Source organism: Tunturibacter gelidoferens (assembly GCF_040358255.1).
In the GTDB taxonomy this organism is placed as follows: domain Bacteria; phylum Acidobacteriota; class Terriglobia; order Terriglobales; family Acidobacteriaceae; genus Edaphobacter; species Edaphobacter gelidiferens.
This window is the reverse complement of the sequence record NZ_CP132938.1, coordinates 4277362-4296148: the sequence shown is the minus strand read 5'-3', so window position 1 is coordinate 4296148 and position 18787 is coordinate 4277362. Positions and strand designations below refer to the sequence as shown.

Below are 18787 nucleotides of genomic sequence, written 5' to 3'. Positions count from 1 at the left end.
GTCAAAGCTATTTTTCGGGTTGTGTCGGTGATGAGAGAAGCGGGTACTGGTGGTGCTCGACGCGCTTGAGGAGTCTTCGGAGGAGTGGGGTAAGTGCGAGCGCGATGACTGGGATTGCGATTGCGGCGAAGATGGCCCAGAGGATGAAGGCATGCCATTCCCATAGCCAGAGCTGACGGGAGAGGGCGAGGGGACGCTCGCGGGCGGCGTGAAGCAGCTCGTTTGCCGAGAGGGGCATGGGTGCGGTGTGGAAGACGCGGCTGGCGAGACGGATGAACGGGATGACAAGGACGATTTCGAGCGGATAGACGATGTGGTTGCCTAGCTGTGAGGCGGCTATGTTGAGGCGCAGGAGGAAGGCTACGGCGAGGCAAAGGACGGTGGTGCTGCCGAGGATGGGGTTAATGCCGATGAGGAGGCCGACGGCGAGGCTCCAGGCTAGTTTTTCCGGAGACGCTCCCATTCGGAGGAGCGCGAGGACGGGGAGGGCTACGCGGCGGTATACCCAGTTGTGATGGACGGGAGCGGGGACTTCGCTCGGTTCACTGAGATTGGATTCGCGGGACTGCACTGCTGACAGGATAGACTGCGCGATGAGGCTTCGTTGAGCGGGGCCTGCTTCAGGCGAGTGAGGATTGGATCTGGTGAACTTTTTTCGGGCTGCGGGGCGGAGTGTTCGGCTGGTGGGGATGTTTGTGGTGGCGGGTGTCGAACTGGCAGTGACGCAGCCGGAGACGCGGGAGCAGAGGGCGGATTGGCTGCATCGATTTTGTGCGAGAGCTATGCGCGGGATGGGGATTGAGATCAAGGTTTCGGGGAGCTTTCCGAAGCGTGGGGCGGTGATCTCGAATCACTTGAGTTATCTGGATATCGTGGTGTATGCGGCGGTGCATCCGTGCGTGTTTGTGTCGAAGGCGGAGATCAGGAGTTGGCCGGTGGTGGGGTGGATGACGACGATGTCAGGAACAGTTTATGTCGAGCGGGGGCATGGCGGGTCGGCCATGAAGGCGCGGGCGGGAATGCAGGCGGCGGTGGACGCGGGATTGCCGGTGGTGTTTTTTCCTGAGGGGACGACGAGTAATGGAAGCGGATTGCTGAAGTTTCACAGCGGGCTGCTGGCGCAGGCAATGGATGGCGGCGCTCCGGTGACGGCGGCTTGTCTTCGCTATGAGCTTGGAGAGGACAACGGGCCTGATGTGAGCGTTGCGGACGACGTTTGCTACTGGGGGGACCGTAATATGTGGAGGCATGTCTTTACCTTTCTTGGGCTGCGTGGGGTGAGCGCGGAGGTGCGGTTTGCAGAAGGGCCGATGGAGTTTTCGAGCGGTGTGCTGCACCGGAAGCAGGCGGCGGTGGAGGCTCGGGCGGCGGTGGCTGCGTTGAGAACTAACACCTTTGGGGAGGGGGAGCAGGTGGCGGGGGAGATGCACCATTTTTGATTCAACGAATGTTCATTTGACGTGAACATTCTGTAACAGAAGACGACGCAGACTGACATCGAACGCACCACATCCTGGCAGTTGCAAGGAGAGTCGATGCTTACAGTGACTGAGTCGCGGTCTATCGCACTTCTTCCGAATAGGGCTGTATCTCCGGAGCTGCCGTCGAAGAAGGATATTCGGCTGGAGGCGGGAGACTATGTTGTGCGGCTGGCGTTGAGCGAGGGGGAGCGAGCCGCGGCTTACAGGTTGAGGTTTATCGTGTTCAACCTGGAGATGAATGAAGGGCTCGAGTCGGCCTATGTGGATGGGTACGATAAAGATCACTTCGATGATGTGTGCGACCACATGATTGTTCAGCAGAGCAGCACGGGCGCGATTGTGGGAACGTACCGGATGCAGATGGGGGATGTGGCAGGGAAGTACTTTGGGTATTACAGCGAGCAGGAGTTCTGTTTCGCTCCATACGAGGCTATGCGTGGACAGATCGTTGAGTTGGGGCGTGCCTGTATTCATCGGGAGCATCGGTCGTCGGAGGTGTTGCATCTGCTGTGGCGGGGAATTGCGAGGTATGCGCTGGTGAACGGCGGGCGGTACATGATGGGATGCTGCTCGCTGACGTCGCAGGATGCGGAGATGGGACATGCGGTGTATGAGTCGCTGCGTGGCTGCATGGTGGAACCGTCGCTGTTGACCGTTGCTACGACTGCGTTTCGATTGCCGGCGGCGAAGGTCGAGATGACGGAGGTTCGCGCGCCGAAGCTGTTGAGGGCTTACCTGACGATTGGGGCGAAGATCTGCAGCGAGCCGGCGATTGATCGCGACTTCAAGACGATCGATTTTCTGACGCTACTGGATCTGCAGACGCTGCATCCGAGGGTGGCAAAGAGATTTCTTGAGGGGTGCTGAGGTGAGTGGGGGGATCGCTGTGTGGCGATTTTTGCGGTCGGGGCTGCGTAGTTTTTTGTTTGTGGGATTGCTGGTGGCGGCGGTGGTGGACTGCTGGATGCGGCGGCCGAAGGTTGGGGCCGAGGGTGCGGTCTGGATTCATGGGTGGTGCAGGCGGATTGTGAGGGTGCTGGGGTTTGAGTGCAGCGTTGAAGGAGCGGTGCCGTTGGGTGGGGCGGTAGTGTCGAATCACCTGAGTTATCTGGATATTCTGCTGTACAGCTCGGTGCAGCCGTTCGTGATGGTGGCGAAGACGGAGGTGCGAGGTTGGCCGCTGCTGGGTTGGCTGACGGCGCGGGCCGGGACCGTGTATGTGAAGCGAGGCGGTGGGCCGAAGACGTATCCGGCGGTGAATGCTGCGATGGCGGAGGCTTATCGGAGCGGCTTGCCAGTGCTGTTCTTTCCGGAGGGGACGACGACTGAGGGAGCAGAGGTGTTGCCGTTTCGGCGGGGGCTGTTTCACTCGGTGTTGGATGGTGGCGTTCCGCTGCGGGTTGCGGCGCTGCGGTATTCGCTTGATCCCTACGCGGTGAATGGTGGTGCGACCGTGGGTGAGGATGTCTGCTGGTGGGGCGATATGGAGTTCGCGTCGCACATGTTCCGGTTTCTCGGGTTGCGAGGGCTGAGGGCGAAGATACGGTTTGGGGAGGAGATCGTCGAACGGACGGATCGGTTTGTGCTCTCGACGACTGCGCGGGGCGTTGTGGCGGAGATGTATGAGGATCTGGGGCTAGAGGTTGGGGCGAGCGTGGGTTGGGAGCATGACTCCGAGCTGGTGGAGGCGCTGTAAGTCATTTTGGGTGGATCAGTATTTAAGTTCCTTTCTCGGTTACAAGTTGGTGCTCTGGCGTGCATCTACTCCGCGCGAATGCAGGATCGCAAGAGAACAGACGATGACGACGGGAACGGCAATGGCGGCGATGAAAACAGCAGATTCCTTCGCTGCGCTGCGGAATGACAACAAAAGAAAAGGCGACGGCAACTGCAAAACAGGCAAGTGCAACGAAAAAAAATGGCGACACAACTGCAGTGATTATGCAACGACGATGGTTACGATTCGTTGTTTTTGACGAGCTGCTCTAGTGCGATCTGAGGGATGAGCGCGGTGAGGAGGCAGGTGAACTGCTTTTCGACACGGTGGCCAGTCTCCATCACCTCTTCGTGGTCGATGGTGTCGGCGGTCTCGCGTCCGTAGGCTGGGACGCCGGCGGCCATGTTGGTGACGAGCGAGAGGCCGAGGATTTCGATGCCCATGTGGCGGGCGACGATGACCTCGTGGACGGTGGACATGCCGACGAGATCGGCGCCGAGGGTGCGGAAGGCGTGGATTTCGGCAGGGGTTTCGAAGCTGGGGCCGAGGACGGCGAGATAGACGCCTTCGGTGAGGAGAAACTCCTGGCGGGCGGCCTCTTCGATGGCGAGGGTGCGGAGGCGGAGGGAGTAGGCGGTTGACATGTCGAAGAAGCGCTGGGCCGGCGTTGGGACGACGGTGAAGCGGGGCTCGTTGGGGCCGAGGGCGGCGTTGGTTCCGGTGAGGTTGATGTGGTCGGAGATGGCGACGATGGAACCCTGCGCGAGGGTAGTGCGGATTCCGCCGGCGGCGTTGGTGACGATGAGGGTTTTGCAGCCGAGCAGGCCGAGGACGCGGGTGGGGAAGGTGACCTGCTCCATGGCGTAGCCCTCGTAGGCGTGGACGCGGCCCTGCATGACGGCGACGGGTACGCCTGCGATCAGGCCGAGGACGAGGTGGCCGGAGTGGCCCTGAACGGTGGATTGGGGGAAGTGGGGGATGTCGGCGTAGGGGATGCGGGTGGCGGATTTGACGTGGGTGGCGAAGTTGCCGAGACCGGAGCCTAGGATGATGCCGATGGCAGGCTGGAGCGGAGCCTTGCTGCGGATGTAGTCGCCGGCGGCCTGTACCTTGCCGTAGAGGTCGTTCGTCTTGTTTGTCTCAGTCATCGTGATCCTTGCAGCTCCAGGTTGTGGTCCATCGGGGGCACCCCCCTCCCCCATATGGGCGGGTAAATTAGCCAGAATGAACGACTTACAGATTGGCCTCTTTTGTAAATACGTCACTGCAAAAGGGTTAGGGCTAAATTCTTCCATTAAAAGGACTTAGCTCTCCACTTGAGCTGACGTCGATCCGCTCCTCTTGTGAATTCGTTACTGTTATAAGTCTATCGAGATGGCGGGGGTAAATGCGCCACGTTTCTGCGATTTATTTTTTGCGTGGCGGAAGTTCGGAACTGCAGGATTGGCGCGGGTTTTGTGTCGTTGAAGAAGGTATTTTTTTTCTTTCTGCAAGCGCCAGGGGCTTGACAGGAAAAACGGAGTCGGAGCACATGCGGTTCGCTGCTCGAAAAACGGTGACCGAAGTGAGGTTTTAATGAGAGTGTTTTGTGCGGAGCAGATGGGCGTGAGGGAATGAGCGCGGATAGGAGTTCTGCCGGAGAGGTTGCGCAGGCGTTGGCTTCGATTCATACGGAGTCGGGCGCGAGTCTGCTGGAACTGGTGGAGGCCTCGCCGGTATTGCTGATTTTTCTGAGACACTTCGGGTGTTCGTTTTGCCGTCAGGCGATCAGTGATGTTGCGGAGATTCGCGGTGAGTTGGCTCGGCGTGGGGTGCGGCCGGTGTTTGTGCATCTGGGTACGCCGGAGCGGGCGAAACCGTTCTTCGACTACTACGGTATCGGGGATGTGGAGCGGGTGAGTGATCCGGAGGCAGTGGTGTATCGGCTCCCGGTGTTTGCTTTGCCTCGGATGCATCCGGCGCTGACGTTGTTTCAGTCTTCGGTGTGGGTGGGTTGGTTGAAGGGTGCGATCTTCAAGCATGGGATTGGGGCGATCAAAGAAGATGGCCACCAGATGCAGGGTCTCTTCTTCCTGAAGGGACCGAAGATTGTTAGACAGTTTCGGTATCGGACGATTGCGGATGAACCGAACTATCTGAAGCTGGTTGGATGAGGTTTCAGGGCGTAACTAATTAAGCTTTGTCCTGTTAAGCTTTGTCCTGCCGGACGGGCCTCCTGCGCGGAGGGCGGCCACTTCGTGGCGGGTATACCTTTTCTTGCTGGGTGATTGGCTTGTTGCCCTCCCGTTGGTCGGGAATGACGTTTAGAGAAGTTTTGCGATGACTACGGTGAGGTCGTCGGTTTGCTCTGTTGCTCCGGCAAAGGTGGAGACCGCCTCGGAGATGTCGGCGACGATGGCGGTCGCGGATTCTGCTTCTTTGCTTAGGATGAGTTTTGTTAGACGTTCGAGAGAGAACTGTTCTTCGCGTTCGTTCTCCTGCTCGGTGACTCCATCGGTGTAGAGGGTGAGGATGTCGCCGGTTTCAAGGGGGATGAGCGTGTCAAAGAATTGAGCGTCAGGGAGAATGCCCATGATGGGACCGGATTCCTCCAGAAGGATTGATTCTCCTGTGCTGGTTCGCAGGAGGAGGGGTGGGTTATGGCCTCCGCAAGCGTACTGGAGCGTCCGAAGGGTTGGATTGAAGCGGGCGTAGAACATCGTGACAAAGGTGGCGGGGTTGGTGATCTGCTTGAGACAGACGTCGAGGTCTTTGAGAATGGCGGCTGGGCCGCTGAGTTCGCGAGCGCGGAGGCGAAGTGCGACGGCGAGCGAGGGCATGAGAAGAGAGGCGGCTGCGCCTTTGCCGGAGACATCGGCGATGACGACATCGACGATGCTGTCTGAGATCTGGAAGAAGTCGTAGTAGTCGCCGCCGAGCAGACGCGCGGTTTGCATGGCCGCAGCCAATTCGAGTCCAGGAACGATGGGAGGCTTTGACAGGACTTGCCGCTGGACCTGGGAGGCGAGGGTAAGATCGCGCTCGTATTCGTCGCGCTGGCGGCGCACCTCTGCTGCGAGGCGCCCCCGCTGTCTTGCGATGAGGGTGACGAGAAAGCCTACGATGAGAAAACTGACGATGGCGAGCGCGATGTGGGCGACTCTGAGGGGAAGGGACTCGGATGCTGGTCCGAAGAGATCCTGGAGGATGGTGCAGAGGACGGCTAAGGCGATGGTGAGGGGGAGCGTGTTGACAAGAGCGCTGAGTGCGATGGGAAGGACATAAAGGTAGCCGAGCGAGACATTGGCCACGACGATCCAGTCGGTGTAAGCGACGGCAGCGATGGCGAGGAAGACGACGGTGTTCAACCATCCGGTTGTCTTGTCCTCTTCGGATTGAACGAGCCGTTTGTATTCGTCGGTGTTTTTGCTGCTCTTTTTGAAGGCCATTCCTGCGAGGCTCCCTCGGCAACAATCGAACGGTCACTCTGAAGAGAGAATTTTACGGTGGCACTTGGGGAATGAATAGAGCTATTTGATGAGCATCGAGACGATGCTGGCTGACATGAGGTTGGCCATGGTTCCGGCGAGCATGGCGCGGAGGCCCAGCTGGGCGAGGTCGTTGCGGCGGTTGGGGACGAGGGCTCCGATGCCACCGATCTGCATGCCGATGCTGCCTACGTTGGCGAAGCCACAGAGGGCGAAGGTGGCGATGGAGAAGGTGCGCGGCGCGAGGGTGGATTTGATGGCGCCGAGCTGGGTGAAGGCGACGAACTCGTTGATCATGGTGCGGGTGCCGAGGAGGTTGCCGATGGTGTGGGCGTCGTGCCAGGGGACGCCGATGAGCCAGGCGATGGGTGCTCCGGCGACGCCGAGGATGGCGTTGAGGGAGTGCGGGAAGGGGATGTGGCCGTGGGCCCAGAGGAAGTTGGAGATGCCAAGCATGATGGCGTTGAACAGGCCGACGAGCGCGACAAAGCTGATGAGCATGATGGCTACGTTGAAGGCGAGTCGGCCGCCATCGATGGTGCCGCGTGCGACGGCGGCGATGAAGTTTTCGTTTTTGTGCTCTTCGTTCGGCGGCATGTGGACGGTGCCGATGGTGGCGGGGACTTCGGTCTCGGGGACGAGCATCTTGGCGACGAGGATGGTGCCGGGTGCGGTCATGATGACGGCGGATAAAAGGTCTTGGGCGTTGATGCCGAAGCTGATGTAGGCGGCCATGATGCCGCCGGAGACGTGAGCCATGCCGGAGGTCATGATGACCATGAGCTCGCTGCGGGTGGCGCCGGCGAGGAATGGGCGGATGGTGAGGGGGGCTTCGGTCTGGCCCATGAAGATGCTGGCGGCTACGTTGGTGGACTCGGCGCCGGAGGTTCCCATGGTTCGCTGCATGATCCATGCGACGATGCGGATGATGTGCTGCATGAGGCCGATGTGGTACATGATGGCGAAGAAGGCGCTTACGAAGATGATGGTGGGAAGGACGGCGAAGGCGAGGACGGCGAAGGGGCGACCGGGGATGCCGAGCTGTCCGAAGACGAGGGAGGAGCCGTCGACCGAGTGGGCGAGGAGTGAGGTGATGACGTTGGAGATGTTGCGGAGGATGGCCTGGCCGGCGTTCCATTTGATGACGAGGAAGGCGAAGACGATCTGCAGGCTGAGCCCCCAAACCACAGTGCGCCAGCGGATTGCTCGGCGATTGGTGGAGAAGGCGTAGGCGAGGCCGAGGAAGGTGATGAGGCCGAGCAGACCGGTGAATCGAGACAAAGGCTTTGCTCCTACTGCGGGATGGAGGCAGTGTGATTGCTTTGGTTGAGTGTACTGGGTGGGAGGGGAGGGGCCTAGGGATTTCCTCAACGGAGCAGGGTTGGTGGTACATTGGCGTGAACAAAATGGGGACCTGATCGTATTCACCGGAGATGGGCTATCGGGACTGATGCTGAGAGGAGCGGACGATGAGCAAGGTGAGATTGCTGGTTGGCACGCGCAAGGGCGCTTTTGTGATGACTTCAGATGGGAAGCGGGAGAGGTGGGAGATTACGGGGCCGCACTTTGCGGGCTGGGAGATCTATCACGTGAAGGGATCGCCGGTTGATCCGAACCGTTTGTATGCGTCGCAGTCGAGTGGATGGTTCGGGCAGGTGATTCAGCGGTCGGATGATGGTGGGGCGACGTGGGTGCAGGCGGGGAACAAGTTTCTTTACGACGGGGTGCCGGGGACCCACCAGTGGTATGACGGGACGCCGCATCCGTGGGAGTTCAAGAGGGTGTGGCATCTGGAGCCTTCGCTGAGCAACGTGGATGAGGTGTACGCGGGGGTGGAGGATGCGGCGCTGTTTCGGTCGGCGGATGGGGGAGGGAGTTGGGAGGAGCTGTCAGGGTTGCGTGGGCATGGTTCGGGGCCGCACTGGCAGCCGGGGGCGGGTGGCATGTGCCTGCATACGATCATTCTTGATCCGAGTGATCCGGCGAGAATTTTTATTGCCATTTCGGCGGCGGGTGCATTTCGAACGGACGACGCGGGGAAGACGTGGAAGCCGATTAACCAGGGGCTGCGATCGGAGCAGATTCCTGATCCGACGGCGGAGGTCGGGCATTGTGTTCATCACATCGCGATGCATCCGTCCCGACCTGGAGTGCTGTTTATGCAGAAGCACTGGGACGTGATGCGCAGTGACAATGCAGGCGATTCGTGGCGAGAGGTCAGCGGGAATCTGCCAACGGACTTTGGATTTGTGATTGATGTGCATGCGCATGAGCCGGAGACGGTCTTTGTGGTGCCGATCAAGAGCGACTCGGAACACTTTCCGCTGGATGGGAGACTGCGGGTTTATCGGAGCAGATCGGGCGGCAATGAGTGGGAGGCGCTGACGAAGGGGCTGCCGCAGAAGGATTGTTATGTGAATGTGCTGCGCGACGCAATGGCGGTGGATTCACTGGACGAGTGCGGGGTTTACTTTGGCACGACGGGAGGGCAGGTGTATGGGTCCTCCGATGGCGGAGACAGCTGGACGCCGATTGTGCGGGATCTGCCGGCGGTGTTGTCGGTGGAGGTGCAGACCTTGGATTCGGGGTCGCAGCCCTTGTCCTCTGAGTCGCGGACGCTCGCATGATTCGTATTTTGCTGCCGGCGCATCTGCGAACTTTGGCGGGTGTGAGTGGCGAGGTGATGCTTGAGGTTGGGGGCGCGGTGACGCAGCGCTCTGTGCTGGATGCGCTAGAGGCGAAGTATCCGATGTTGTGCGGGACGATTCGGGAGCATGGAACGATGAAGCGCAGGGCGTTTCTGCGATTCTTTGCATGTGGGGAGGATCTGTCGCATGAGCCGCCGGAGGCTTTGTTGCCTGAGGCTGTGGGGAAGGGGGTTGAGCCGTTTCTGGTGATTGCTGCGGTGGCTGGCGGGTAGGTGGAGGTGGATTTGTTGGCTGGATGAACCCAGGCGATATGGAACAGGCAGCAGTGCGTGGGTTGAAAGGGACGAGCGGTTTTGGGCAGGGCGGAGTTCGTCGGGATCCTTCACGTCGTTCAGGATGACGGCGAAGAACGGACAACGGCTGTGGCAAGGGCAGCAACGGCAAAGGCAAAGGCAAAGGCAAAGGCAAATGCGGGGGTCTCTCCGCTACGCTGTTCACGATGAAACTGTGAACAGCTTCGGTCGAGATGACGATTTTTGTGGCAGGGAGAAGCTGGAACGGTTGGAGCGTTTGGGCTGGAAGGTTCGAGCGGTATGGGGTGCGTGGGATGTGTCGGGATCCTTCGCTGCGCTCAGGATGACAGCAAGGGCCTGATGACAGCAAGCGCTTGATACTAGGGTGGATCGGATTTCAGGTTGAGGTTTCGTGCGAGGCGGTGGAGATACTTGGGGTGAATGCCGAGGGTGCGTGCAGCTTCGGGATAGCTCCCTTTTGAGTCTCGAAGCGCGTTGAGGATCAGCTCTTTCTTGGACTCGTTCAGGACGTCGTGATACTTCGCCCCTACGAGTTTTGCGGACTGCTGCTCGAGGATGACGTTGGGGAGGTCTTCGGCGAGGATCTCTTCGGTGAGGCCGAGGACGAGGGCATGCTCGATAGCGTTCTCGAGTTCGCGGACATTGCCGGGCCAGCTGTAACCGAGGAGGAGGGAGCGGGCTTCGGAGGAGATGCCTTTGAAGGGCCGTTTGTTTTTTTGCGCGTACTTCGAGGCGAAGTAGAGGGAGAGCAGAGGGATGTCTTCGCAGTGTTCGCGCAGCGGCGGGACGGAGACCGAGACTACGTTGAGGCGGTAGTAGAGGTCCTGGCGAAACTCGTTGGACTTGATGGCCTGCTCGAGATTTTTGTTGGTGGCGGCGAGGACGCGGGCTTTGAAGGCGACGGAGTGTGTGCCGCCTACTCGTTCGAACTCTCTTTGCTGTAGAACTCGCAGGAGTTTGGCTTGCATTGCGGGAGCGAGTTCGCCGATCTCGTCGAGAAAGAGAGTTCCATCTTCAGCGGCTTCGAGCTTTCCCTTCCTCATGCCGAGGGCTCCGGTGTATGCGCCCTTCTCGTGACCGAAGAGTTCGCTCTCAAGGAGTGTCTCGGGGATGGCGGCGCAGTTGATGGCGACGAAGGGGCGTTCGCTTCTTGGGCTGCTTTGGTGAATGGAGCGTGCGACGACCTCTTTGCCGGTGCCGCTCTCGCCTCGAATGAGTACGGTGGAGTCGCTCTGTGCGACTCGGGAGATGAACTCGCTGACCTGACGGATCTGCCGACTTTCACCGACCAGGTTGGTGACCGGGTTGAGCTGACGTTTCAGTTTTGAGTTCTCGGAGCGCAACGCATCGAGGGCAAGAATGTTTTCGAGGGTCACCGCTGCGATGCGGGAGGCCGAGTCGAGGAAGTAGATATGGTCTTCGCCAAAGGGTGGAGCGGGATGCAGGGAGGTGAGATAGAGGACGCCGATGGTTCGTTCTATAGCGACCAGCGGCAGGCAGAGTATGTTGTTCATCTGGCCTGCGTCTGGATCGGCGTCGATGTGGACGGCGGTTCGTTCCCAGAAGGCGCGGTGAACGAGTTCTCTTTGAACTTCGATGTTCGAAGGTGCGCCGGTATGACGGTTCCAGCTGCAGATTTCGAGGGTCTCTTCTTCAAAGTCAGCGAGCAGAACGACTGCACCTTCGTCGGCTGGGACGACCTCGAAGATAAGCTGCAGAAGCTCGCGTTGCAGGAGTTGCGAGTCGCGGATGGAGTTGATGACATTGCTGATTCTGAAGAGGGCGGTGAGGTCTCGCGCCATGCGTCCGACTTCTACTCCGAAGGTTGGGAGGCCCGCGGGTGGCGCGATTGGCGTGGCTTCTGATGGTGGGCTGGAAGAAAGGTCACTCGCGCGTCTTCTGGGAGTGGCCACCGCTTCGCCTTCGTGCGTCAGGAAGACGAAGTCGGCGTTGCCGATACGGATGGTGTCTCCGTGGTCGAGGGAGCGACGCAGGATGGGCATTCCATTGACAAAGGTGCCGCTTCTGCTGTCGAGATCGACCAGTTCATATTGGCCGTTCTGGTCAACACGCTGGATGGTGCAGTGGTTCCGGGAGACGGTGGGATCGGTGAGGCATAACTGGTTTGCTTCGAGTCTGCCAACAGAGATTGGACTGTCGATCAGCTCTCGAACGGTTCCGGTCAGCGAGCCCGAGATGGCGAGGAGCCGCGGTTTCATCGGGGCCTCCGTTGATTGAAAGTGTATCTGATGCGGCCGACAAAAGACCTGTCTCTCGAATAAGTAGAAATAGCCGGCACGTTGCGTTGAGCTGGAGATCGGTGTCAGGTAAAGAGGAGCAAGAGACAGGACAGGCTCTTTAGCGAGGCAACCTTTGTCAATAAACGGAAAAAGCTCGATGCCACTTATTCAGGTGTGACAAGAAATCGCTTAACATCGCTCTTCAGCCGAAATAATGAGTACGTACCATGTAGATGGAATAAACAAGGCTCATTCTTGTTATGAAGAGGAAGAATCGAAGGGGAACGTATGTCATTACGATCCAAAGTTCGTAAGATCTTAGGGGTTCGTTCCTTCAATTCAGATGACGACCATCTGCGCATGATTCCGAATGCAGCTACCATCTTCGATGTGGGCGCTAACGTAGGTCAAACCGCAAAGAACTATCGCAGACTGTATCCACAAGCCAATATATGGTCTTTTGAACCAGCGCCAGAGCCGTTCAAGGAATTAGAGCACTGTCTCAGCTATAAGTTCACTCCTATGCGGCTTGCTCTATCAGATCTCAAAGGTAGCGCACAACTGAACATTGGTGATGAGAGCTATACAAACTCATTGCTTGTGAGAGGCAATGGCGCAAGACGAACCATCGATGTGGCGACAGATACCGTCGACAATATCTGTAGCTCTTATCGTGTCCATGAGATCGATATTCTTAAAATAGACGTAGAAGGAGCAGAGACGCGCGTGTTGAACGGAGCGGTAGAGACGTTTAGCCGCAGGGCGATCAAAGCTGTCTTTATTGAGGTGTACTTCACTCCAGCATATAGAGATATGCCGCTGTTTTCAGCTCTGGACGACCACTTGAAATCATCAGGCTTCTATCTTCATGGGTTGTATTCGTTTTTTCGAGGACACAACGAGAGGCTTAGTTTTGGTAATGCTTTGTATTTGCTGGATAAAGGCTAAGGTGCGGAGCGAAGGTGTCTGTTGATCCTCTGCTAGCTTGTCTATCGTCGCAACTTCTAACTGCAATGCCGATAGTGGTTTCATTTTGAACGGCCGATATCGATGGTGGTCTTCTAACCACCAATGAGGTATCTCGATGAGTGTGGGAACAGGCGATTTCAGGAACCGACGTGGCGGGTGGGAACCGATCGGATACCCGATGGGAACCATTCGGATACCAGCTGAACGGAGTGGGGATTGACCTGGTTGTTCGGCGAACGGGTGCGGGGACGCTATCTCATTGCAAACAGACGCGGGTTCTTAATTGGCGGGAGTTTGGCTTGGTTTGGCCATGTGGTTGCAATATATCCGGGCATAACAGGAAGCTCCGGAGAGAACGAAATCCAGAGACCAATCGGGACCTGAGAGAGGTATCTCACAAAGGAGATCGTCATGAAAAACCTTACTGCAATCGCACTCTTCGTCGCCGCCGGTATCGCCACCGCTGGTAGCGCTTTGGCCCAGGATCATAAGGTCACGGCAAACGTTCCCTTCAACTTCACGGTGAATGGTCGCACGCTCCCTGCCGGGCATTACACCATCGGCAACGACTCCAGCTCGCCCAGAACGCTTACGATTTCGGATCGAGAGAAGGGCGTTGCCGTGATGGCTATCACAGTGCCTGACTATCGCGCCTCCGCGGACAATAAGCTGGTCTTCCACCGTTACGCCGGGCAGTACTTCCTTAGTGAGATTCGCACCACGAACGAGTCGATGACATGCCACCTGCCGACGTCGAAGCAGGAGAAGTGGGCCAAGGCTCAGACGCAGGAAGCGTCCGTACGCGACAATCACGATGTTCTGATCGCGCTCAACTAGTAGTTGCATTCTTCGAGCGAGTCGGACCCGGCGACGAAAGTCTCCGGGTCTTCTTTTTTTGCGGTGGCTGTGACTCAGGAGGAGAGGGTGTTCTTCGTGATGACTTCGCGCAGGAGCGGTTGGAGTTGAGGCGGGCTCGCGGCGATGTGGAGGGTTTCGCGGAGCATGCTCTCGGGTTCGTCGAGTAGTGAGATGTCTTCGCTGAAGAGGGTGACGAGGGGCTGGCCTGCTTTGATCGGGTCTCCCAGCTTGGCATGCATCTCGATACCGGCGTGGGCGCTGACGGGATCACCGGGTTTGGCGCGGCCTGCGCCGAGTCGTTGGACGGCCCAGCCTACTTGTTTGCAGTCCATGGAGGCGAGGTATCCGGAGTGGGTGGCGGTGAGGGTGCGGGAGGCAGTGGGCTGATGGTGAGCGGCGGGGTCGTGGAAGAGGGAGACGTCGCCGCACTGGATGGCTACGATTCTGAGCCAGGCTTTGAAGGCTGCGCCGCTGAGGAGGATCTCGTCGGAGAGCTTTGCTCCTTCTTCGGGGCTGTCGGCGTGGCCGGCGAGATGAAGCATCCAGCCGGCGAGAATGTTCGAGAGATGGATGAGATCGGCGGACATGGGGTGGCGGTCTTCCGTCCGTTTGGCGCGCATGATGTCGACGCACTCCCAGACTTCGATCCAGTTGCCGGCGAAGCGGCCGAGGGGTTCGTCGTGATTGGTGAGCAGGGCGATGGTGCGGGTGCCGGAGGATTCGCCGGTCTGGACCATGAGTTCGGCGAGGAGCTTTGATTGTTCATAGGTGGGCATGAAGGCGCCACTGCCGGTTTTGACGTCGAGGACCAGGGCGTTGAGGTCTTCGGCTAGTTTTTTGCTCATGATGCTGGCGGTGATGAGGTAGGGAGATTCGACGGTGCCGGTGTGATCGCGGAGGGCGTAGAGGATGCGGTCGGCGGGGACTAGACGCGGGGTCTGGCCGACGAGGGCGGCGCCGCACTTTTCGAGGGAGAGGAAGATCTGGTCGAGGGTGAGTTGGGTTTTGAAGCCGGGGATGGTTTCGAGCTTGTCGAGTGTGCCGCCGGTGTGACCGAGGCTGCGGCCGGAGATCATGGGGACGCAGATGCCGGGGATTCCTGACGGTGTTGGCGAGGCGAGGCCCGCGGCGGCTAGGATGGGGGCGATGAGGAGCGAGGTCTTGTCGCCGACGCCGCCGGTGGAGTGCTTGTCGACAGTGAAGGTGTGGAGGGGGGCGGCGTCGAAGGTCTCGCCGGAGTAGCGCATGGAGGCGGTGAGGGTGGCGAGTTCTTGCGCGGTGAGGCCGCGGTGGAAGACGGCCATGAGGAAGGCGGCGATCTGGGCGTCGGTGACAAGTTGTTTTTGTGGCGTGCGTTGGACGAGGGCATGGATGAAGGCTTGGATCTCGTCGTCGGTGAGGACGCGGCCGTCGCGTTTGTGGAGGATGACGTCGATGGGGTGATGAGTTTTGGTCATTGGATATGTATCGATGTTGGTTACGATTTAGAGGAGGAAGGCCGCGGGTAGAAGCTCTGCGATTGTGGCCTGGGCGGTGGTGTCGGCTTCGGCGGGGAAGAAGACGATGGTGTCGGGGGTGCTGAACTCGTGGATGGTCTGGCGGCAGGCTCCGCAGGGCTGGCTGGCGGTGGCGTTGAGGTTGGCGACGGCGATGGCTCGGATGCGGATGCCGGGGCCGCGAAGGGCGACGGCGGAGGTGATGGCGGTCTGCTCGGCGCAGGTGGTGAGGCGGTAGGAGGCGTTTTCGACGTTGCAGCCGGTTACGATAGTACCGTCGGTGAGGAGGAGGGCGGCGCCGACGCGGAAGTTGCTGTAGGGGGCGTAGGCGTGATGGGCAACGGCGGCGGCTTGCTGCTGCAGGCTGGCGATTTGTGCGGGAGTGAGGGCGCTGGGGCGTTCGGCGGAGGGTTCGGAGGACATGATGTGAGTGAGGCTATCGGGTGCGGAGGGCGATAGCAAGTGGTGGGGGTGCCTCATGGTTGCCGCTCTCCGCCCGATATAAGGTGTGTGGACGAGCTAACCAAAGAGTTTATTGCGGAGAGCCAGGAGGGTCTGGACCGGATGGAACGGTGCCTGACCGAGCTGGAGATGCGGCCTGACGATACTGGATTGCTGGGTGAGATCTTCCGCGCCGTCCATACGATCAAGGGGACGACGGGTTTTCTGGGATTCGACCGACTGGAGAAGCTGGCGCATGCGGGAGAGCATCTGCTGGGGTCGCTGCGGGACGGCAGACTTGGGGTGACCTCGGATCTGATCAGCGGACTGCTTCGCCTGATGGATGGCCTGCGCGCGATTCTGGGGCTGATCGAAGAGACCGGGAGTGAAGGGACTCGGGCCGGTGATGAAGATGGCGAGCTGATCGCGGAACTGGCGATGTTGAACGGGCAGGTGCCCGCGGAGTTGCCGGAGATCGAGGCTCCGCAGATCGCGCTGGTGGAGACGACCAAGCTAGAGGGTGCTGCGCCGGTTGCTTCGAACAGTAGCGCCCCGCCTGCTTTGCAGCCGACCGTGGTGACCGAGAAGGCGAGCGCGGATAAGACACTGCGGATTGATGTGGATGTGCTGAACCGCATGATGAACCTGGTGGGCGAGCTGGTGTTGACGCGCAACCAGATGCTGCAGAGCGGGATGGAGGCGGCAAACTTTCCTGAGCTGGCACGGCGGCTGGATAGCGTTACGGCGGATCTGCGCGAGACGGTGATGCAGGCTCGGATGCAGCCGGTAGGGAATCTGTTTGGGAAGTTTCCGCGGATGGTGCGGGATCTTGCGCGGACGTGCGGACGTGAGGTGCGGGTTGAGTTCAGCGGGCAGGAGACGGGGCTGGATAAGAGTCTTCTGGAGGCGATCAAGGATCCGCTGACCCATGCGGTGAGGAATGCGGTCGATCATGGGATCGAGTCTCCTGCGGACCGTGTGCTGGCGGGGAAGTCGGCTGAGGGGTGTCTGCGGCTGAAGGCATTCCACCAGAGTGGATCCGTAGTCATTGAGATTGAAGATGATGGCGCCGGAATTCCGATTGAGCGGGTGTTGCAGAAGGCGATCGAGCGCAATCTGGTGACGGCGGAAGATGCTGCGGGGATGTCGGAGCGGGAGGCGCTGCAGCTTATTTTTCTGCCCGGATTTTCGACTGCTGCTGCGGTGACTACGGTTTCGGGACGTGGCGTCGGCATGGATGTGGTGCGTGCCAACGTGGAGAAGGTTGGCGGGAGCGTTGAGGTCGAATCGCGCAGAGGTGTGGGTACTACGCTTCGCCTTAGGGTGCCGCTGACATTGGCGATTGTTCCTTCGCTGGTGGTGAAGAGCGGAGGGCAGGCGTTTGCGCTGCCGCAAAGCACGCTGGTGGAGCTGGTGGACATACCGGAGCGAGAGTTTGCGCAGGTGGTGCAGCGAATTGGTTCGTCCGAACTGTACCGGCTGCGAGAGCGTCTGTTGCCAATGGTGTGGCTGGACCGGCTGCTTGGATTGGAGGCTGATAATCCGGACCAATCGAAGGGACACTACCTGGCGGTGCTTGAGGCCGAAGGTTGCAGGTACGGTCTGGTAGTTGATGACCTGATGTCTCCTGAGGAGATTGTGGTGAAGCCGCTTTCGCCGGTGCTGCGAGAGATCGGCTTGTTCTCTGGCGCGACAGTGCTGGGGAATGGAACGCTCGCTTTGATTCTGGATATCGGTGCAACTGCTGCGCGTGCAGGAGTGAAGCCAATTGAAGAGGAGGTTGCCGAAATTGGAGCGGGAGAGGCTGCGGTGCAGGAGGCCACGGGTACATCATTCCTGATCTTTGAGGATCGAGTGAGAGAGAGAACAGCGTTGCCGCTGGATGCGGTGGAGCGGATTGAAAGCGTTCCGCTGGGACAGATTGAGTATGCGGGTGGGAGGCCGTTGCTGCAGTATCGCGGCGAGCTGCTGCCGCTGAGAGATGAAGGGAATGTGCTGATGGAGATGGAGGCTGCCCGTCATGCCGGCGAGGAAACGATGGTAACGGTGCTGATTTGTGGCGATGCCAGTGTGGGAGGAGCGCAGCGGGGCGGCATGGTCGTGCGGCAGGTGCTGGATGTTTCGACCGGAACGTTGATCGATCAGGATGAGGCTAGCCAAGGGATGGGGATGGAGCTTGCCCTGGTGAAGGAGAAGCTGACGCAGGTTCATCGTGAGTTTGGCGTGAAGGCGAAGGCTGCATGGCAGGAGGTCGCGTGAGAATAGCCGGTCGGGAGAAGGTCGACGAGATTCAGGACGAGAATGATGCCGTCTCGCTTTGTTCACTGTATGCGGGTAGTGAGATGTTCGGCATCGATACAAGGAAGATACGCGAGGTGCTTGGGGAGCGGGATCTGCAACGAGTGCCGATGTCGCCGGCGTTCATCGCGGGAGTTGTCCCTTACCGCGGCGAGGTGCTGACGACAGTGAATCTTCGGGCGCTGCTGGGGCTGGAGGCACACTCCGGTAAATGCTGCGTGCTGGTGATGGCGGACGATGAGGCTGCGGAACGGTTTGGGCTGGTGGTGGATGCGGTGGGAGGCGTGGTGACGGTGAGCCGGCGGGCGTTGGAGGCCAATCCTTGCACGCTGGAGGCCAGGGGCAAGTGGTTGTTCGATGGAGCCTACAAGATGGAGGCGGGTCTTATGGTGCAGCTGGATCCGCAGAAGCTGTCGCCGTCGCGTTTGTCTGAGGTGGGATTGTTCAAAAACAGTTCGAATGGAGGTACAGATGCGAGCCCTGATCGTTGATGATTCGAGCTTTATCCGCGAGTATTTGCGGCACCTGCTGGGTCGCATGGATGTTGTGTGTGAAGAGGCGAAGGATGGGAGCGATGCGCTGGCGGTGCTTCGGGCGGAGGAGTCGTTCGACCTGATGCTGCTGGACGTCAACATGCCGGTGATGAATGGGTTGGAGTGTGTGAAGAAGCTACGCGAGGCGAAGCTGGGGCCTGAGATGAAGGTGATGATGGTGACCACCGAGGCAGATCACTCGTTTATCACGACGGCGCTGGATAATGGCGCGGACGAGTTTTTGATGAAGCCGTTTACCCCTGAGAGCCTTCGGGAGAAGATGCTTCTGCTTGGTGTGATCGCAGCTTGAAGTTGTGGGTGGAAG

19 protein-coding genes are annotated in these 18787 nt (G+C 59.3%); 12 read left to right on the top strand and 7 right to left on the bottom strand.

What is annotated here, in order from left to right; all coding sequences use genetic code 11:
• Positions 1-7 precede the first annotated feature (7 nt).
• Positions 8-571: a DUF2062 domain-containing protein gene (locus tag RBB81_RS18670; protein WP_353071668.1), complete on the bottom strand. Its 564-nt coding sequence runs from the start codon at positions 569-571 to the stop codon at positions 8-10.
• A gap of 73 nt (positions 572-644) precedes the next feature.
• Between RBB81_RS18670 and RBB81_RS18665 the strand changes: the two genes are divergently transcribed.
• From RBB81_RS18665 to RBB81_RS18650, 4 genes are all read left to right on the top strand, one after another.
• Positions 645-1439, top strand: a complete 795-nt coding sequence (locus tag RBB81_RS18665; protein ID WP_353071667.1) for a lysophospholipid acyltransferase family protein — start codon at positions 645-647, stop codon at positions 1437-1439.
• Between the two features lie 96 nt (positions 1440-1535).
• Entirely contained in the window at positions 1536-2348 is an 813-nt protein-coding gene (locus RBB81_RS18660) for a GNAT family N-acetyltransferase (RefSeq protein WP_183787835.1), read from the top strand.
• Positions 2335-3177 carry a lysophospholipid acyltransferase family protein gene (locus tag RBB81_RS18655; protein ID WP_353071666.1) on the top strand — a complete coding sequence of 281 codons (843 nt, stop codon included), beginning with the start codon at positions 2335-2337 and terminating at the stop codon, positions 3175-3177. Before RBB81_RS18660 ends, RBB81_RS18655 begins: the two co-directional genes overlap by 14 nt.
• Positions 3178-3280: 103 nt before the next feature.
• On the top strand, positions 3281-3457 hold the full coding sequence (locus RBB81_RS18650) for a hypothetical protein (RefSeq protein WP_183787837.1): 177 nt from the start codon (positions 3281-3283) through the stop codon (positions 3455-3457).
• Here RBB81_RS18650 and RBB81_RS18645 read toward each other — a convergent pair.
• Positions 3438-4346 carry a purine-nucleoside phosphorylase gene (locus RBB81_RS18645; protein WP_183787838.1) on the bottom strand — a complete coding sequence of 303 codons (909 nt, stop codon included), beginning with the start codon at positions 4344-4346 and terminating at the stop codon, positions 3438-3440. The two genes, RBB81_RS18650 and RBB81_RS18645, sit on opposite strands and share 20 nt — an antisense overlap.
• A gap of 465 nt (positions 4347-4811) precedes the next feature.
• Between RBB81_RS18645 and RBB81_RS18640 the strand changes: the two genes are divergently transcribed.
• Complete coding sequence (locus RBB81_RS18640; RefSeq protein ID WP_183787839.1) at positions 4812-5351, top strand: hypothetical protein; 540 nt, start codon at positions 4812-4814, stop codon at positions 5349-5351.
• A gap of 150 nt (positions 5352-5501) precedes the next feature.
• Here RBB81_RS18640 and RBB81_RS18635 read toward each other — a convergent pair whose 3' ends face one another.
• Entirely contained in the window at positions 5502-6626 is a 1125-nt protein-coding gene (locus tag RBB81_RS18635) for a PP2C family protein-serine/threonine phosphatase (protein ID WP_183787840.1), read from the bottom strand.
• Between the two features lie 81 nt (positions 6627-6707).
• Complete coding sequence (locus RBB81_RS18630) at positions 6708-7946, bottom strand: NupC/NupG family nucleoside CNT transporter (protein ID WP_183787841.1); 1239 nt, start codon at positions 7944-7946, stop codon at positions 6708-6710.
• A gap of 188 nt (positions 7947-8134) precedes the next feature.
• Between RBB81_RS18630 and RBB81_RS18625 the strand changes: the two genes are divergently transcribed.
• Positions 8135-9292 carry a WD40/YVTN/BNR-like repeat-containing protein gene (locus RBB81_RS18625; RefSeq protein WP_353071665.1) on the top strand — a complete coding sequence of 386 codons (1158 nt, stop codon included), beginning with the start codon at positions 8135-8137 and terminating at the stop codon, positions 9290-9292.
• Positions 9289-9585, top strand: coding sequence for a MoaD/ThiS family protein (locus RBB81_RS18620; RefSeq protein WP_183787843.1), 297 nt, complete (start codon positions 9289-9291; stop codon positions 9583-9585). Before RBB81_RS18625 ends, RBB81_RS18620 begins: the two co-directional genes overlap by 4 nt.
• Before the next feature lie 401 nt (positions 9586-9986).
• On the opposite strand, the gene RBB81_RS18615 is transcribed toward RBB81_RS18620, so the two are convergent.
• Complete coding sequence (locus RBB81_RS18615; protein WP_179584525.1) at positions 9987-11846, bottom strand: sigma 54-interacting transcriptional regulator; 1860 nt, start codon at positions 11844-11846, stop codon at positions 9987-9989.
• Between the two features lie 309 nt (positions 11847-12155).
• On the opposite strand from RBB81_RS18615, the gene RBB81_RS18610 reads away from it, so the two are divergent.
• Both RBB81_RS18610 and RBB81_RS18605 read left to right on the top strand, forming a co-directional pair.
• Positions 12156-12815, top strand: a complete 660-nt coding sequence (locus RBB81_RS18610; RefSeq protein WP_179584523.1) for an FkbM family methyltransferase — start codon at positions 12156-12158, stop codon at positions 12813-12815.
• Between the two features lie 432 nt (positions 12816-13247).
• Positions 13248-13673 (top strand): hypothetical protein, encoded by a 426-nt coding sequence (locus RBB81_RS18605; RefSeq protein WP_179584522.1) that lies wholly within the window; start codon positions 13248-13250, stop codon positions 13671-13673.
• A 74-nt stretch (positions 13674-13747) separates the two neighbouring features.
• Here the strand turns inward: RBB81_RS18605 and RBB81_RS18600 are convergent, their stop codons facing one another.
• Positions 13748-15151 (bottom strand): thymidine phosphorylase, encoded by a 1404-nt coding sequence (locus tag RBB81_RS18600; RefSeq protein WP_353071664.1) that lies wholly within the window; start codon positions 15149-15151, stop codon positions 13748-13750.
• Positions 15152-15178: 27 nt separating this feature from the next.
• A complete protein-coding gene (locus RBB81_RS18595; protein ID WP_423248090.1) occupies positions 15179-15613 on the bottom strand; it encodes a cytidine deaminase in 435 nt (144 codons plus the stop codon).
• An 87-nt stretch (positions 15614-15700) separates the two neighbouring features.
• Here RBB81_RS18595 and RBB81_RS18590 point away from each other — a divergent pair, with 87 nt between their 5' ends.
• From RBB81_RS18590 to RBB81_RS18580, 3 genes are read left to right on the top strand one after another with little or no spacing between them, the layout of a single operon-like run.
• Positions 15701-17890, top strand: coding sequence for a chemotaxis protein CheA (locus tag RBB81_RS18590; RefSeq protein ID WP_353071662.1), 2190 nt, complete (start codon positions 15701-15703; stop codon positions 17888-17890).
• The gene (locus RBB81_RS18585) at positions 17887-18420 is read left to right on the top strand and encodes a chemotaxis protein CheW (protein WP_179584516.1); all 534 of its coding nucleotides are present in this window, start codon (positions 17887-17889) and stop codon (positions 18418-18420) included. Before RBB81_RS18590 ends, RBB81_RS18585 begins: the two co-directional genes overlap by 4 nt.
• Entirely contained in the window at positions 18401-18772 is a 372-nt protein-coding gene (locus RBB81_RS18580) for a response regulator (RefSeq protein WP_179584514.1), read from the top strand. The genes RBB81_RS18585 and RBB81_RS18580 overlap by 20 nt, the downstream gene beginning before the upstream one ends.
• Positions 18773-18787: the final 15 nt, after the last annotated feature.

What these genes read in the sequence shown, in the direction of transcription:
- RBB81_RS18660 (WP_183787835.1), top strand. Translation starts at nt 1,536, where the DNA reads ATGCTTACAGTGACTGAGTCGCGGTCTATCGCACTTCTTCCGAATAGG.
- RBB81_RS18650 (WP_183787837.1), top strand. Translation starts at nt 3,281, where the DNA reads ATGACGACGGGAACGGCAATGGCGGCGATGAAAACAGCAGATTCCTTC.
- RBB81_RS18645 (WP_183787838.1), bottom strand. Translation starts at nt 4,346, where the DNA reads ATGACTGAGACAAACAAGACGAACGACCTCTACGGCAAGGTACAGGCC.
- RBB81_RS18640 (WP_183787839.1), top strand. Translation starts at nt 4,812, where the DNA reads ATGAGCGCGGATAGGAGTTCTGCCGGAGAGGTTGCGCAGGCGTTGGCT.
- RBB81_RS18635 (WP_183787840.1), bottom strand. Translation starts at nt 6,626, where the DNA reads ATGGCCTTCAAAAAGAGCAGCAAAAACACCGACGAATACAAACGGCTC.
- RBB81_RS18625 (WP_353071665.1), top strand. Translation starts at nt 8,135, where the DNA reads ATGAGCAAGGTGAGATTGCTGGTTGGCACGCGCAAGGGCGCTTTTGTG.
- RBB81_RS18620 (WP_183787843.1), top strand. Translation starts at nt 9,289, where the DNA reads ATGATTCGTATTTTGCTGCCGGCGCATCTGCGAACTTTGGCGGGTGTG.
- RBB81_RS18615 (WP_179584525.1), bottom strand. Translation starts at nt 11,846, where the DNA reads ATGAAACCGCGGCTCCTCGCCATCTCGGGCTCGCTGACCGGAACCGTT.
- RBB81_RS18610 (WP_179584523.1), top strand. Translation starts at nt 12,156, where the DNA reads ATGTCATTACGATCCAAAGTTCGTAAGATCTTAGGGGTTCGTTCCTTC.
- RBB81_RS18605 (WP_179584522.1), top strand. Translation starts at nt 13,248, where the DNA reads ATGAAAAACCTTACTGCAATCGCACTCTTCGTCGCCGCCGGTATCGCC.
- RBB81_RS18600 (WP_353071664.1), bottom strand. Translation starts at nt 15,151, where the DNA reads ATGACCAAAACTCATCACCCCATCGACGTCATCCTCCACAAACGCGAC.
- RBB81_RS18595 (WP_423248090.1), bottom strand. Translation starts at nt 15,613, where the DNA reads ATGTCCTCCGAACCCTCCGCCGAACGCCCCAGCGCCCTCACTCCCGCA.
- RBB81_RS18580 (WP_179584514.1), top strand. Translation starts at nt 18,401, where the DNA reads ATGCGAGCCCTGATCGTTGATGATTCGAGCTTTATCCGCGAGTATTTG.